The 12,221-nt window shown below is 63.9% G+C and carries 11 protein-coding genes and 1 tRNA gene; 9 read left to right on the forward strand and 3 right to left on the reverse strand.

Annotated elements, in window-relative coordinates; all coding sequences use genetic code 11:
* A partial coding sequence (locus tag ACEQXV_RS07305) for a PAS-domain containing protein (protein ID WP_370268531.1) occupies positions 1–846 on the reverse strand: 846 nt, incomplete at its 3' end.
* Positions 847–1,073: 227 nt separating this feature from the next.
* On the opposite strand from ACEQXV_RS07305, the gene ACEQXV_RS07310 reads away from it, so the two are divergent.
* The 9 genes from ACEQXV_RS07310 (at position 1,074) to ACEQXV_RS07350 (ending at position 11,790) form a co-directional block, all read left to right on the forward strand.
* A complete protein-coding gene (locus ACEQXV_RS07310) occupies positions 1,074–3,047 on the forward strand; it encodes an AMP-binding protein (protein ID WP_222263944.1) in 1,974 nt (657 codons plus the stop codon).
* A 12-nt stretch (positions 3,048–3,059) separates the two neighbouring features.
* Positions 3,060–3,878, forward strand: a complete 819-nt coding sequence (locus tag ACEQXV_RS07315) for an ABC transporter ATP-binding protein (RefSeq protein ID WP_370268532.1) — start codon at positions 3,060–3,062, stop codon at positions 3,876–3,878.
* Between the two features lie 101 nt (positions 3,879–3,979).
* The gene (locus tag ACEQXV_RS07320; protein WP_370252313.1) at positions 3,980–4,969 is read left to right on the forward strand and encodes a branched-chain amino acid ABC transporter permease; all 990 of its coding nucleotides are present in this window, start codon (positions 3,980–3,982) and stop codon (positions 4,967–4,969) included.
* A 4-nt stretch (positions 4,970–4,973) separates the two neighbouring features.
* Positions 4,974–5,195 (forward strand): hypothetical protein, encoded by a 222-nt coding sequence (locus ACEQXV_RS07325; protein ID WP_370252314.1) that lies wholly within the window; start codon positions 4,974–4,976, stop codon positions 5,193–5,195.
* 3 nt (positions 5,196–5,198) lie between these two features.
* Positions 5,199–6,275 (forward strand): branched-chain amino acid ABC transporter permease, encoded by a 1,077-nt coding sequence (locus ACEQXV_RS07330; RefSeq protein ID WP_370252315.1) that lies wholly within the window; start codon positions 5,199–5,201, stop codon positions 6,273–6,275.
* An 89-nt stretch (positions 6,276–6,364) separates the two neighbouring features.
* The gene (locus ACEQXV_RS07335; RefSeq protein ID WP_370268534.1) at positions 6,365–7,648 is read left to right on the forward strand and encodes an ABC transporter substrate-binding protein; all 1,284 of its coding nucleotides are present in this window, start codon (positions 6,365–6,367) and stop codon (positions 7,646–7,648) included.
* A gap of 77 nt (positions 7,649–7,725) precedes the next feature.
* Positions 7,726–8,586, forward strand: a complete 861-nt coding sequence (locus ACEQXV_RS07340) for an ABC transporter ATP-binding protein (RefSeq protein ID WP_370252318.1) — start codon at positions 7,726–7,728, stop codon at positions 8,584–8,586.
* Positions 8,586–9,818, forward strand: a complete 1,233-nt coding sequence (locus tag ACEQXV_RS07345) for a phenylacetate--CoA ligase family protein (protein WP_370268535.1) — start codon at positions 8,586–8,588, stop codon at positions 9,816–9,818. Before ACEQXV_RS07340 ends, ACEQXV_RS07345 begins: the two co-directional genes overlap by 1 nt.
* 34 nt (positions 9,819–9,852) lie before the next feature.
* Positions 9,853–11,790, forward strand: coding sequence for a peptidoglycan-binding protein (locus ACEQXV_RS07350; protein WP_370268536.1), 1,938 nt, complete (start codon positions 9,853–9,855; stop codon positions 11,788–11,790).
* A 69-nt stretch (positions 11,791–11,859) separates the two neighbouring features.
* On the opposite strand, the gene ykgO is transcribed toward ACEQXV_RS07350, so the two are convergent.
* Positions 11,860–11,985, reverse strand: a complete 126-nt coding sequence (gene ykgO / locus ACEQXV_RS07355) for a type B 50S ribosomal protein L36 (RefSeq protein WP_012177066.1) — start codon at positions 11,983–11,985, stop codon at positions 11,860–11,862.
* Positions 11,986–12,051: 66 nt separating this feature from the next.
* Positions 12,052–12,126 (reverse strand) — tRNA-Val (locus ACEQXV_RS07360).
* Positions 12,127–12,221 lie beyond the last annotated feature (95 nt).

A 12,221-nucleotide genomic window follows, 5' to 3' on the forward strand; every position in this document is an offset into this window, starting at 1 on the left:
CTGGCTTTCCTCGGTCACGTCGGTGGACAGGATATAGGCCCCGCCGTCGGTATCGGGGGTCAGCGCGGTGCGGATCCGGCGCGATGATGCCTCGTCCGTGAATTCGAAGACCGAGGCGCGCCCGGCAAAGGCGCTGTCCACATAGGGTTTCACAGCCGCATAGGCCTGTGCCCCCAAAACGTCGGCCATGTGCAGCCCAAGGATGTTCGATGGTCGCCCCGGCATCACCGAAGACAGCCGCCGGTTCGAATAGGAATAGGTCCGGTCGACCGCGATATGGGCGATATGGGCCGGCATCATTTCCGTGGTCAGACGGATGCGCGCCTCCATCTGGGTCAGCTCGCGCCGGGCCTCTTCCAGGGCGGCATTGGTGGCCTGCAGCTTGCGGTTGGCGGCGGCCAGATCCTCGGCATGGTTCAGCACCTGTCCCGACAGCTCGGCCGAGCGGGCGCGCAGCAGCGTTTCCTGCCGCTTGATGTCGGTGATGTCGGTATAGACCGTGACCCAGCCCCCCTGCGGCAGCGGCGCCCCCTCGACCGAGATGACGCGGCCATTGGCCCGGCGGCGTTCGAAGTAATGCGGCTGGAAGGTCTGCGCCTGGGCCACCCTTTCGCGCACCGCCGCGTCGATATCCGTCACCTCGCCGTATTCGCCGCTTTCCACCAGGAAGCGGATCGTGGTTTCGAACCGCGATCCGGCCAGGGTCAGCTCGCTCGGCAGGGAAAACATGTCCTTGAACTGGCGGTTGGACAGCACAAGACGTAGGTCTTCGTCATAGATCGACAGCGCTTGCTGGATCAGATTCAGACCGGCCTGGGTCAGGCTGTTGCGCGTCTTGTAGTCCATCGGTCCCCCCGTTCTTCCCCGCGCTCTCCCCCTCCGCCGGTCCCTTAGGGGTAGCACCACGATCCGACCCGGAAAAGCCATCCCGGCGGCTGTTACAATTCGTTAGAATTTGGAAATGTTGCGGCAAAATTTTAGGCATTAAACTGGATCAAGCCCCGGGTAACGGGGATTCGCCGGCAACGGCGATCCGGTGTGAGGAGACGCCGGAAAACAGGGGAGGAAGAAGAATGGCACCTGCGTCCGGTGACGCGGGCGGGCTGGTATCCGTACCGGCCCTGCTCGACCGTAATGCCAAGAAGTTCGGCACCAAGGCGGCCTATCGCGAAAAGGAATTCGGGATCTGGCAGACCTGGTCCTGGGGCGAAACCCGCGAAGAGATCCGCAATCTGGCCCTTGGCCTGCTGAACCTTGGGGTCAACAAGGGCGATTTCGTCGCGATCATCGGGTCGAACCGGCCGCATCTGTACTGGTCCATGGTGGCCGCGCAGACCATCGGCGCGATCCCCGTGCCGGTCTACCAGGACAGCGCCGCCGAAGAGATGGCCTATGTGCTGGACCATTGCGGCGCGCGCTTCATCATCGCGGAAGACCAGGAACAGGTCGACAAGGTGATCGAGGTTCAGGACCGCCTGACCCAGTTCGAGCACATGATCTACCTGGATCCGCGCGGCCTTCGGAAATACGACCACAGCCAGCTGCATGAATACAGCCACGTTCAGGAAACCGGCCATGGGCTGCGCGATGAACTGACGCCGGAACTGGACCGCCGCCAGGCCGCCATCGGCTATGACGACACCTGCGTGATGCTGTACACCAGCGGCACGACCGGCAAGCCCAAGGGCGTGGTCCTGTCCAACCGCAACATCATCGAAACCTCAATCGCCTCGTCCAAGTTCGACAGCCTCGGCGCGGGCGAAGAGGTTCTGGCCTATCTGCCGATGGCCTGGGTGGGCGATTTCATCTTCTCGATCGGGCAGGCCTACTGGGCCGGCTTCTGCGTCAACTGCCCCGAAAGCGAAGAGACCCTGATCACCGACCTGCGCGAGATCGGGCCGACCTATTATTTCGCCCCGCCGCGCGTGTTCGAAACCCAGCTGACCAACGTCATGATCCGCATGGAAGACGCGGGCAAGCTGAAGAAATGGCTGTTCGACCGCTACATGGCCCATGCCCGCAAGGTCGGCCCCGACCTTCTGGACGGCAAGCCGGTCAGCTTTGGCGACAAGCTGAAGTACAAGATGGGCGAGCTGTTCATCTACGGGCCGCTGAAGAACACCCTTGGCCTGTCGCGCGTGCGTGTCGGCTATACGGCAGGTGAGGCGATCGGGCCCGAGATCTTCAGCTTCTACCGCTCGCTCGGGATCAACCTGAAACAGCTTTATGGCCAGACCGAAGCGGGGGTGTTCATCACCCAGCAACCCGATGGTGAGGTCCGCGCCGACACCGTGGGCGTGCCGTCCCCGGGGGTCGAGGTGAAGATCGGCGAAACGGGCGAGGTGTTCTATCGCTCGCCCGGCGTTTTCGTCGAATACTACAAGAACCCCGAAAGCACGGCCTCGACCAAGGATGCCGAAGGCTGGGTGGCCACCGGCGACGCGGGTTTCTTTGAACCCGACACCGGCCACCTGCGGATCATCGACCGCGCCAAGGACGTCGGCAAGATGGCCGACGGCAGCATGTTTGCGCCCAAGTATGTCGAGAACAAGCTGAAGTTCTATCCCAACATCCTCGAGGCGGTGGTCTTTGGCAACGGCCGCGACCGCTGCACCGCCTTCATCAACATCGACCTTTCCGCTGTTGGCAACTGGGCCGAGCGGAACAACATCGCCTATTCCTCGTACCAGGAACTGGCGGGCCATCCGCAGGTGCTGGAGACGATCCAGAAACACGTGGAAGAGGTCAACGCATCCGTGGCCGAGGACGAGATGCTCTCGGGGTGTCAGATCCACCGCTTCCTTGTGCTGCACAAGGAACTGGACGCCGACGACGGCGAAATGACCCGCACCCGCAAGGTCCGCCGCCGCATCATCGAAGAGAAATACGCCGATCTGATCGACGCGCTTTACGATGGGTCCGACACGGTCTCGACCAGGACCGAGGTGACCTATGAGGACGGGCGCAAGGGCTATATCTCGGCCACGCTGGACCTGCGCGACGCCAAGATCGTGCCGGTTCGGACCAAGCCGATCGCGGCGGAATAAGGGGGCAGGGACATGTTGGACCAGTCGGAAGGCTACATCACCGAAGACGGCCGCAAGATCGGCGGCGTGGTGATGGAAATGAAGAACATCACCCTGCGCTTCGGCGGCGTGGTGGCGATCAAGGACATCAGCTTTGACATCCGTCAGGGCGAAATCCGCGCCATCATCGGGCCGAACGGGGCGGGCAAGTCCTCGATGCTGAACGTCATCTCGGGCTTCTACAAGCCGCAGGAAGGCGAGGTCTGGTTCCACGGTGAAAAGCGCGGCCCGATGAAGCCGTTCGAAGTGGCGCGCCAGGGCATCGCCCGGACGTTCCAGAACATCGCCCTGTTCGAAGGGATGACGGTGCTCGACAACGTCATGACTGGCCGTCTGAACCATATGTCGGCCAGCTTCCTTGACCAGGCGATCTGGTGGGGCAAAGCCGAGCGGGAAGAGGTCGCCAACCGCGAAAAAGCAGAGGAAATCATCGACTTCCTCGAAATTCAGTCGATCCGCAAGACGCCCGTGGGCCGCCTGCCTTACGGTCTGAAAAAGCGGGTGGAACTGGCGCGCGCGCTGGTCGCGGAACCCAAGCTTCTGCTGCTGGATGAACCGATGGCGGGCATGAACGTCGAAGAGAAAGAGGACATGAGCCGCTTCATCCTCGACGTGAACGACGAATACGGCACCACCATCGCGCTGATCGAGCACGACATGGGCGTGGTGATGGACCTGTCCGACCGCGTCGTCGTGATGGATTACGGCAAGAAAATCGGTGACGGCACGCCCGACGAAGTGCGGTCCAACCAGGAAGTCATCGACGCCTACCTGGGGGTCAGCCATGACTGAGTTCACCCCGAAAACAGGGGGGTGCCACCCGTACACCCCCTTTACACCCCCCGTACACCACCTGTGCAGACACATTGCGCCCATGACGAGCGGAGGCCACCATGCCTGAACAACTGATTTTCGCCATGGAGGTCTCGCTCAACGGCCTCATGACCGGGGTGATGTATGCCCTCGTCGCGCTCGGCTTCGTGCTGATCTACAAGGCCTCGGGCATCTTCAATTACGCGCAGGGCGTGATGGCGCTCTTCGCGGCGATGACGCTGGTGGGCATCCAGGAGGGCCGGGTGCCCTTCAGCCACCTGATCAACGCGATCTTCGGGACCGAGGTGCATCACCTGCCGTGGCATTCGGTGCCGGCGCTCTTTGCGATCCTGCTGACCGTGGCGGTGATGATCTTCTTCGCCTGGGCGGTGCAGAAGGTCGTGTTCCATCACCTCGTGGGGCAGGAACCGATCATCCTGTTCATGGCCACCATCGGCCTGGCCTATTTCCTCGAAGGCGTGGCCGACCTGATGTGGGGCTCGGAAATCCGTACGCTGGACGTGGGTCTGCCGCAGGGTCTGAACCTGGCCATTGATGAAACCACCTATGGCTGGTTCGGCTATGGTTTCTTCATCGACAACCTCGACATCGTGGCCGCGATCGTGGCTGCCGTTCTGGTGGCCTCGCTGGTGGCCTTCGCGCAATACACCAAGCAGGGCCGCGCGATGCGCGCCGTGGCCGACGATCACCAGGCCGCGCTGTCGGTGGGTATCTCGCTGAACTTCGTCTGGATCCTCGTGTGGTCGCTGGCAGGCTTCGTGGCGCTGGTCGCGGGCATCATGTGGGGCTCGAAATCGGGCGTGCAGTTCTCGCTGTCGCTGATCGCGCTGAAGGCCCTGCCGGTTCTGATGCTGGGCGGCTTCACCTCGATCCCGGGCGCCATCGTAGGCGGCCTGATCATCGGGGTGGGCGAGGCGCTGTTCGAATTCCTCGTCGGTCCGATGATCGGCGGCGCGACCGAGAACTGGTTTGCCTACGTGCTGGCGCTTCTCTTCCTCGTGTTCCGGCCGCAGGGCCTGTTCGGCGAGAAGATCATCGAGAGGGTGTGACCGGATGCGCAAGCTGATTGCCATCATCAACGTGATCTCGTGGTCGGGGTTCTGGGCCTTCGGGTACCTCGCCCTGACCTCGGAACAGCCTGACAGTCGCCAGACGCTGATCGCCCTTGTTCTCGCCGCTGCGGGGATGCTGGCCGGTGTCTGGGCCTACCTGAAACTTTCCAAGGGGGTGCAGCTGCCGCAGCGCCCCACGCACAACACCCGGTCGGAGGCCTGATCCATGTTCTACCGTGAAGCCGGCGATTTCAAAACGAGCTACGCCGACGACAACCAGACCTTCCCGATCGCCTTCGATCGCTGGCGCTACTATGCCGTCATGGTCATTGCGCTGCTGATCGTGCCCTTCGTGATCAACGACTACTGGGCGAACGCGCTGCTGCTGCCCTTCGTGATCTACGCGATCGCGGCCATCGGCCTGAACATCCTGACCGGCTATTGCGGACAGGTGAGCCTGGGGACGGGCGGGTTCATGGCCGTGGGTGCGTATGCCGCCTACAAGCTGATGACCGCTTTCCCGTGGATGGACATGGTTACCGTCACGCTCCTGTCGGGCCTCGTGACCGCCTTTGTGGGCGTGCTGTTCGGCCTGCCCTCGCTGCGCATCAAGGGCTTCTATCTTGCCGTGGCAACGCTGGCGGCGCAGTTCTTCCTGGTGTGGATCTTCAACCGGGTGCCGTGGTTCTACAACTACTCGGCCTCCGGCCAGATCAACGCGCCCGAGCGCTCGCTTTTCGGCATGGCCGTGACCGGCCCCAACGCCGAAGTCTGGGCAAAATACCTGTTCTGCCTTTTGTTCCTGTTCCTGCTGTCCTGGATGGCGCGCAACCTGACGCGCGGGTCCGTCGGGCGTCAGTGGATGGCCATTCGCGACATGGATATCGCAGCCGAGATCATCGGGGTGAACCCGCTGAAATCCAAGCTGACGGCCTTCGCGATCTCGTCCTTCTACGTGGGGATCGCGGGCAGCCTTCTGTTCACTGTCTATCTCGGCGCGGTCGAGGTGGGTGAAGCCTTCGGCATCCAGAAATCCTTCCTGGTGCTGTTCATGATCATCATCGGCGGGCTCGGGTCCATCTTCGGCAGCTTCGCCGGGGCGGCCTTCATGGTGCTGCTGCCGGTGTTCCTGAAGATCCTCGGCGTGGACTGGCTGGGATGGCCCACGGATATCGTGGCGCATATCCAGCTGATCATCGTCGGCGCCCTGATCGTCTTCTTCCTGATCGTGGAACCGCACGGGCTGGCACAGCTGTGGCGCCTGCTGAAGGAGAAACTGAGACTCTGGCCGTTCCCGCACTGAGGCGGGGCCAGCCACACCCGGGCCCGGGCGAAGAGGAGCGCCTGGCCCAACCCGAAACACATCGGACCAACCAAGGGAGGACCTTACCGATGAAGAAACTGGCAACACTGGCACTGGCTGGCCTCATGGCCGCAGGGCCCGCGATGGCGGACCTCGTGTTCCCGTCGCTGTCCTACCGGACCGGCCCCTACGCCGCGGGCGGCATTCCGTTCGCCGACGGCTATGCGGACTACTTCACGCTGCTCAACCAGCGTGACGGCGGCATCGGCGGCGTGATGACCAACGTCATCGAGTGCGAAACCGCCTACAACACCGAGCGCGGCGTGGAATGCTACGAATCCACCCGTGGTGAAGGCGCCCTGGTGTACCAGCCGCTGTCCACCGGCATCACCTACCAGCTGATCCCCCGCGTGACCGCAGACGGCATCCCGCTGCACTCGATGGGCTATGGCCGGACTTCTGCCGCCAACGGCGAAGTGTTCGAGTGGGTCTTCAACTACCCGGGCAACTACTGGGACTCCGCATCGGTGATCACCAACTACCTGCTGAGCATCAATGACGGCTCGCTGGAAGGGAAGAAGATCGTCCTGCTCTACCACAACTCGGCCTATGGCCGTGAGCCGATCCGCACCCTCGAAGTGCTGTCGGAACAGTATGGTTTCGAGCTGGTTCAGCTGGCCGTTGACCATCCCGGTCAGGAACAGGGCAACCAGTGGCTGACCATCCGCCGCGAGCGTCCCGACTATGTCGTGATGTGGGGCTGGGGCGTCATGAATCAGGTTGCGGTTCAGGAAGCTGCCAACATCCGTTTCCCGATGGATCACTTCATCGGCAACTGGTGGTCCGGTGCCGAGCATGACGTGACCCCCGCCGGCGCAGCAGCCGACGGCTACCTGTCGCTGAACATGAACGGCGTGGGCGACCTGCCGGTTCTGGATCAGATCCAGGAGCACGTGATCGACGCTGGCCTGGCTGCCGGTGACGGCTCGAACCTGGGTTCGGTTCTCTACATCCGTGGCATGTACGCCGCGATGCTGGCCGCCGAAGCTGCTGCGACTGCGCAGGAGATTCACGGTGTGGCTGACATCACCCCGGCCATGATGCGTGACGGCATGGAAGCGCTGAACATCACCGAAGAGCGTATGGAAGAACTCGGCATGGCCGGTGTTGGTCCCGCCTTCGCCGTGTCCTGCAGCAACCACGGTGGTCCCGGCATGGGCCGTATCCAGCAGTGGAACGCCGCTGATCAGCGTTGGGTGACCGTGACCGACTTCATCGCACCCGATGACTCTGTCACTCAGCCGCTGATCGACGAGGACTCGGCCGCCTTCGCCGCCGAGAACGCCATCGAGCCGCGTAACTGCGACAGCTAATCGGCACTCACGCCAAATGACATCTCCGGCGGCGGCCTGATGCTGCCGCCGGATCCCGAGATCAAAGGTTGAAAAACATGCTGGACCAGGTTCACGAAGTGCACGGAGACGGGTTTTCCCCCGAGGACGCCGGTGCGGAAACGCTGCTGGAGGTCAACAATATCGAGGTGATCTACAACCACGTGATCCTCGTGCTCAAAGGCGTGAGCCTGCGCGTCCCCAAGGGTGGCATCACCGCTCTTCTGGGTGGCAACGGTGCGGGCAAGACCACGACGCTGAAGGCTATCTCCAACCTGCTGCATTCCGAACGCGGCGAGGTCACCAAGGGCAACATCCAGTACCGCGGCGAGCGTGTGCAGGACCTGTCGCCGTCTGACCTGGTGGATCGCGGCGTGATCCAGGTGATGGAAGGCCGTCACTGTTTCGAACACCTCACCATCGAGGAGAACCTGATGACCGGGTCCTACACCCGGAAGGACGGGCGCGGCGCGATCGCCGCCGACCTCGACATGGTCTATGAATATTTCCCCCGGCTGAAAGAGCGCCGCCGCAGCCAGGCGGGCTATACCTCGGGCGGGGAACAGCAGATGTGCGCCATTGGCCGCGCCTTGATGAGCCGGCCGGAAACCATCCTGCTGGACGAACCCTCGATGGGTCTGGCGCCGCAGCTGGTGGAACAGATCTTCGACATCGTGAAGCGTCTGAACGAAGAGCAGGGGGTGACCTTCCTCCTGGCCGAACAGAATACCAATGTTGCGCTGCGCTTCGCCCATTACGGCTACATCCTGGAATCGGGCCGCGTCGTGATGGACGGTCCCGCCAAGGAACTGCGTGAAAACCCGGACGTGAAGGAATTCTATCTCGGCATGTCCGACGAAGGGCGCAAGAGCTTCCGCGACGTGCGTTCTTACCGCCGCCGCAAGCGGTGGCTTGCGTGATGAGAGGCGATACCGTGACCAGTTTCTTCGACACTCTCGAAACCCGCAGCGCCGATGAACGCGCCGCCGCGCTGGCCGAGGCCCTGCCGGGCCAGATCGCCCGCGCCAAGGCGCTGCCGGGCTACGCGGACAGCCTGGCCGAGGTCGAAGCCGGTGCCGTGACCAGCCTGGATGTGCTGGCGGCCCTGCCGGTTCTGCGCAAGTCCGAGCTTGGCAAGGCGCAGGCCGCGAACGGCCCGCTTGGCGGCTTCGCCGGGCCGGCCAGTGGCCATGCCCATATCTTCCAGAGCCCGGGCCCGATCTACGAGCCGGGCGGGGTCAGCCATGACTGGTGGCGGATCGGCCGTTTCCTGAATGCCGTTGGTATCGGTCAGGGCGATATCGTGCAGAACTGCTTTGGCTATCACCTGACGCCCGCAGGCATGATCTTCGAAAACGGCGCGCGCGCCGTGGGGGCCCCCGTGGTGCCCGCGGGCACCGGCCAGACCGAATTGCAGGCCCGCGCGGCCCACGACATCGGCGTGACCGCCTATGCCGGGACGCCCGATTTCCTGAAGGTGATCCTCGACCAGGCCGACCAGATGGGCCTGAGCCTGAAGATCACCAAGGCCGCCGTGGGCGGCGGGGCACTGTTCCCCAGCCTGCGCCAGGAATATGCCGATCGCGGCATCCCGTGTCTTCAGAACTACGCCACCGCCGATCTGGGCAACGTTGCCTACGAGACCCCGGCGATGGAGGGCATGATCGTCGACGAGGGCGTGATCGTTGAAATCGTCCGTCCGGGCACCGGCGACCCGGTGGCCGCGGGCGAAGTGGGCGAGGTCGTGGTGACGTCGCTCAACCCCGATTACCCGCTCATTCGCTTTGCAACCGGCGACCTCAGCGCCGTGATGGCGGGCGAAAGCCCCTGCGGGCGCACCAACATGCGCATCAAGGGCTGGATGGGCCGCGCCGACCAGACCACCAAGATCAAGGGCATGTTCGTGCGTCCCGAGCAGGTGGCCGACCTGGTCAAGCGGCATGACGACGTGGCCCGCGCCCGCGTCATCGCCGATCGCGAGGGCGAAATGGACGTGATGCTGGTGCAGCTGGAGACCGCCGCCACTGACGGAAGCGTTTATGAACAATCGGTTCTGGATACGCTAAAGTTGAGGGGGCGAATCGAGCTCGTTCCCGCTGGCAGCCTGCCCAATGACGGCAAGGTCATCGAGGATCGCCGCAGCTACGAATGATCTCGGGGCGCCTCTGATTTAAGGAGGTTTTGCCATGAAATCATTCGTGCGAGCGCTTTTATTGCTCGGGATCGCCATGCCGGCGGGGGCCGATACGGCCCTTGTCGTGGGCACCGTCGACGACGCATCCACCAGCAGCTACGGCGCGCCGCGCTATGTCGGCACGGCCTTCACCCCGCTCGACCAGGCGGGATTCGAGCTGATTTCCGCCATCGACGCAGATTCCGAGATGCTGCGGGGGCTGCTGTCACGCCTTGTGGCCGCCGACGAACAGGAAACGCTGGTGATCGCGCTGGCCGGGCGCTTCGTGCATTTCGATGGCTGGAGCTGGTTTTTGGGCCGCAACGCGGGCGAAGCGGACCTAGGAAACGTGTCGGGCCGGGGCCTGCCAGTAAACCTGTTGATGGATATCGCCGCCGCGTCGCCCGCGCGGGCGGTGATCCTGCTGGCCCCCGAGAACCAGAATGTTGCGCTTGGCGCAGGTCTTGAAAACGGCCTGGGCGAGTTGGAGGTGCCCGAGGGGCTGACCGTCGCCACGGGGCATCCCGCTTCGGTCGCGCGCTTCCTGCGCAGTGACCTTTTGGTGCCGGGGCGTCCCATCCGGGACGCCTTTGCCGGTGCACCCGGCCTGACGGTTCTATCGCTGGATGCGCCCTTCGAGCCCTTCCTGCCGGCCCCCGTGGTCGTGCCGGTCGTGCCGCCGGCCGAGCAGGCCTATTGGGACGCGATGGTGACGCTGGACAACGTCTTTGCCTACCGCGCCTATCTCAACCGGTATCCCGGCGGCTATTACGCCACGCAGGCCCAGGCCCGGATCGCCGAGCTGGAACCGCCCGCGCCGCAGCTGACTCCGGAGGAGGCCGAGCAGGCGCTTGGGCTAAGCCGCGAAGCCCGCCGCGACATCCAGCGCGATCTAGCGGTTCTGGGCTATTACAACAGCGGCATCGACGGGCTTTTCGGCCAAGGCACACGCGGGGGTATCCGCCAGTGGCAGCAGGTGAACGGGCTGGCGGTGACGGGCTACCTCGATGGGGCGCAGATCACCCGGCTAAGCGCCCAGGCCGATGTGCGCCGCGAGGAAATCCGGGCGCAGGACCGGGCCTATTGGCAACAGACCGGGCAAGGCACCGACGAGGCGGGGCTTCGCGCCTACCTGGCCCGCTACCCCAATGGCGAGTTCTCTCAGCTTGCGCGCCAGCGGCTTGACGCGATCGAGGCCGAGCAGGCGCGGCAGGACGACGTGGCCTATTGGAACCAGACCGGGCGCGGGCAGGACGAGGCGGGGCTTCGCGCCTACCTGGCGCGCTATCCCAATGGCGAGTTCTCGCAACTGGCCCGTCAGCGGCTGGCCAATATCGAGGCGCAGCAGGAAGCCCAGGCCTGGCAGCGTGCGCGGGCGCTGGACAGCATCCAGGGCTACCAGGCCTATCTCGATGCCTATCCGAACGGGGCAAATGCGGGCTTTGCCCGCCAGAGACTGCAACAGCTGTTGCAGGCATCGGGTGAACCGGCCGCCTGGCAGACCGCGCAGGCCGCCGACACGGTCGCCGCCTATCGCGCCTACCTGACCCAGTTCCCGAACGGACCCCATGCCGCCGATGCGCAGGCGCGGATCGACGCGTTGCAGCAGGAAGACCAGGACTGGCAGTCGGCCCAGGGGGGCGACACGGTGGGGGCTTACCAGCAATATCTGCAAGCCTATCCGAACGGGCGCTACGCGCAGGATGCACGGGACCGTATCCAGGTGCTTCTTGCCAGCGACCCGGCGATCGGGCGCAACAACCAGGTGCAACTTCAACTGGCGCAGGCCGCGTTGCAGCGGGCGGGGATCCTTGCCCCCGGCGCACGCACGGAAGGCGAGATCGTGGCCGGGCTGCGCGAGTTCCAGCGCCGCAACGGCCTGCCCAATACAGGGATCATGGATGGCGCGACCCTGGCGCTGATGACCCTGTCGGGGCTCATGAGCAACTGACCCCGTGGCCCAAAAGAAAAACGCCGCGGGGCAGACCCGCGGCGTTTTCACCTGGAATTCTCCGGCCGATCAGCCCTGGCGGGCTTTGAAACGGCGCTGCGTCTTGTTGATCACGTAGACGCGGCCCTTGCGGCGCACGACGCGGCAATCGCGGTGACGCTGCTTGAGCGAGCGGAGCGAGTTCTTGACCTTCATCGGTCCTCTCCTTCGTCGCGGCGCGGCGATGCGCCTTGGGGTTAACCCCTTGTTTCCAAGGGAATATGGTGGGCGATACTGGGATCGAACCAGTGACCCCTACGATGTCAACGTAGTGCTCTACCGCTGAGCTAATCGCCCGATGATCTGCAGTTGCTGGACCAACAGTTCCCTGCCAGCCGCGGCCCCTGCCACGTTGGGTAGGCGGTCTATAAAAGGAGTCGGAGAGGTGTTCA

This window comes from Nioella sp. (assembly GCF_964229645.1).
Lineage (GTDB): Bacteria > Pseudomonadota > Alphaproteobacteria > Rhodobacterales > Rhodobacteraceae > Nioella.

Excerpts from the sequence above, each read along its gene's own strand:
- ACEQXV_RS07350 (WP_370268536.1), top strand. The coding sequence starts at position 9,853 with ATGAAATCATTCGTGCGAGCGCTTTTATTGCTCGGGATCGCCATGCCG.
- ACEQXV_RS07315 (WP_370268532.1), top strand. The coding sequence starts at position 3,060 with ATGTTGGACCAGTCGGAAGGCTACATCACCGAAGACGGCCGCAAGATC.
- ACEQXV_RS07310 (WP_222263944.1), top strand. The coding sequence starts at position 1,074 with ATGGCACCTGCGTCCGGTGACGCGGGCGGGCTGGTATCCGTACCGGCC.
- ACEQXV_RS07345 (WP_370268535.1), top strand. The coding sequence starts at position 8,586 with ATGAGAGGCGATACCGTGACCAGTTTCTTCGACACTCTCGAAACCCGC.
- ACEQXV_RS07325 (WP_370252314.1), top strand. The coding sequence starts at position 4,974 with ATGCGCAAGCTGATTGCCATCATCAACGTGATCTCGTGGTCGGGGTTC.
- ykgO (WP_012177066.1), bottom strand. The coding sequence starts at position 11,985 with ATGAAGGTCAAGAACTCGCTCCGCTCGCTCAAGCAGCGTCACCGCGAT.
- ACEQXV_RS07320 (WP_370252313.1), top strand. The coding sequence starts at position 3,980 with ATGCCTGAACAACTGATTTTCGCCATGGAGGTCTCGCTCAACGGCCTC.
- ACEQXV_RS07340 (WP_370252318.1), top strand. The coding sequence starts at position 7,726 with ATGCTGGACCAGGTTCACGAAGTGCACGGAGACGGGTTTTCCCCCGAG.
- ACEQXV_RS07335 (WP_370268534.1), top strand. The coding sequence starts at position 6,365 with ATGAAGAAACTGGCAACACTGGCACTGGCTGGCCTCATGGCCGCAGGG.
- ACEQXV_RS07330 (WP_370252315.1), top strand. The coding sequence starts at position 5,199 with ATGTTCTACCGTGAAGCCGGCGATTTCAAAACGAGCTACGCCGACGAC.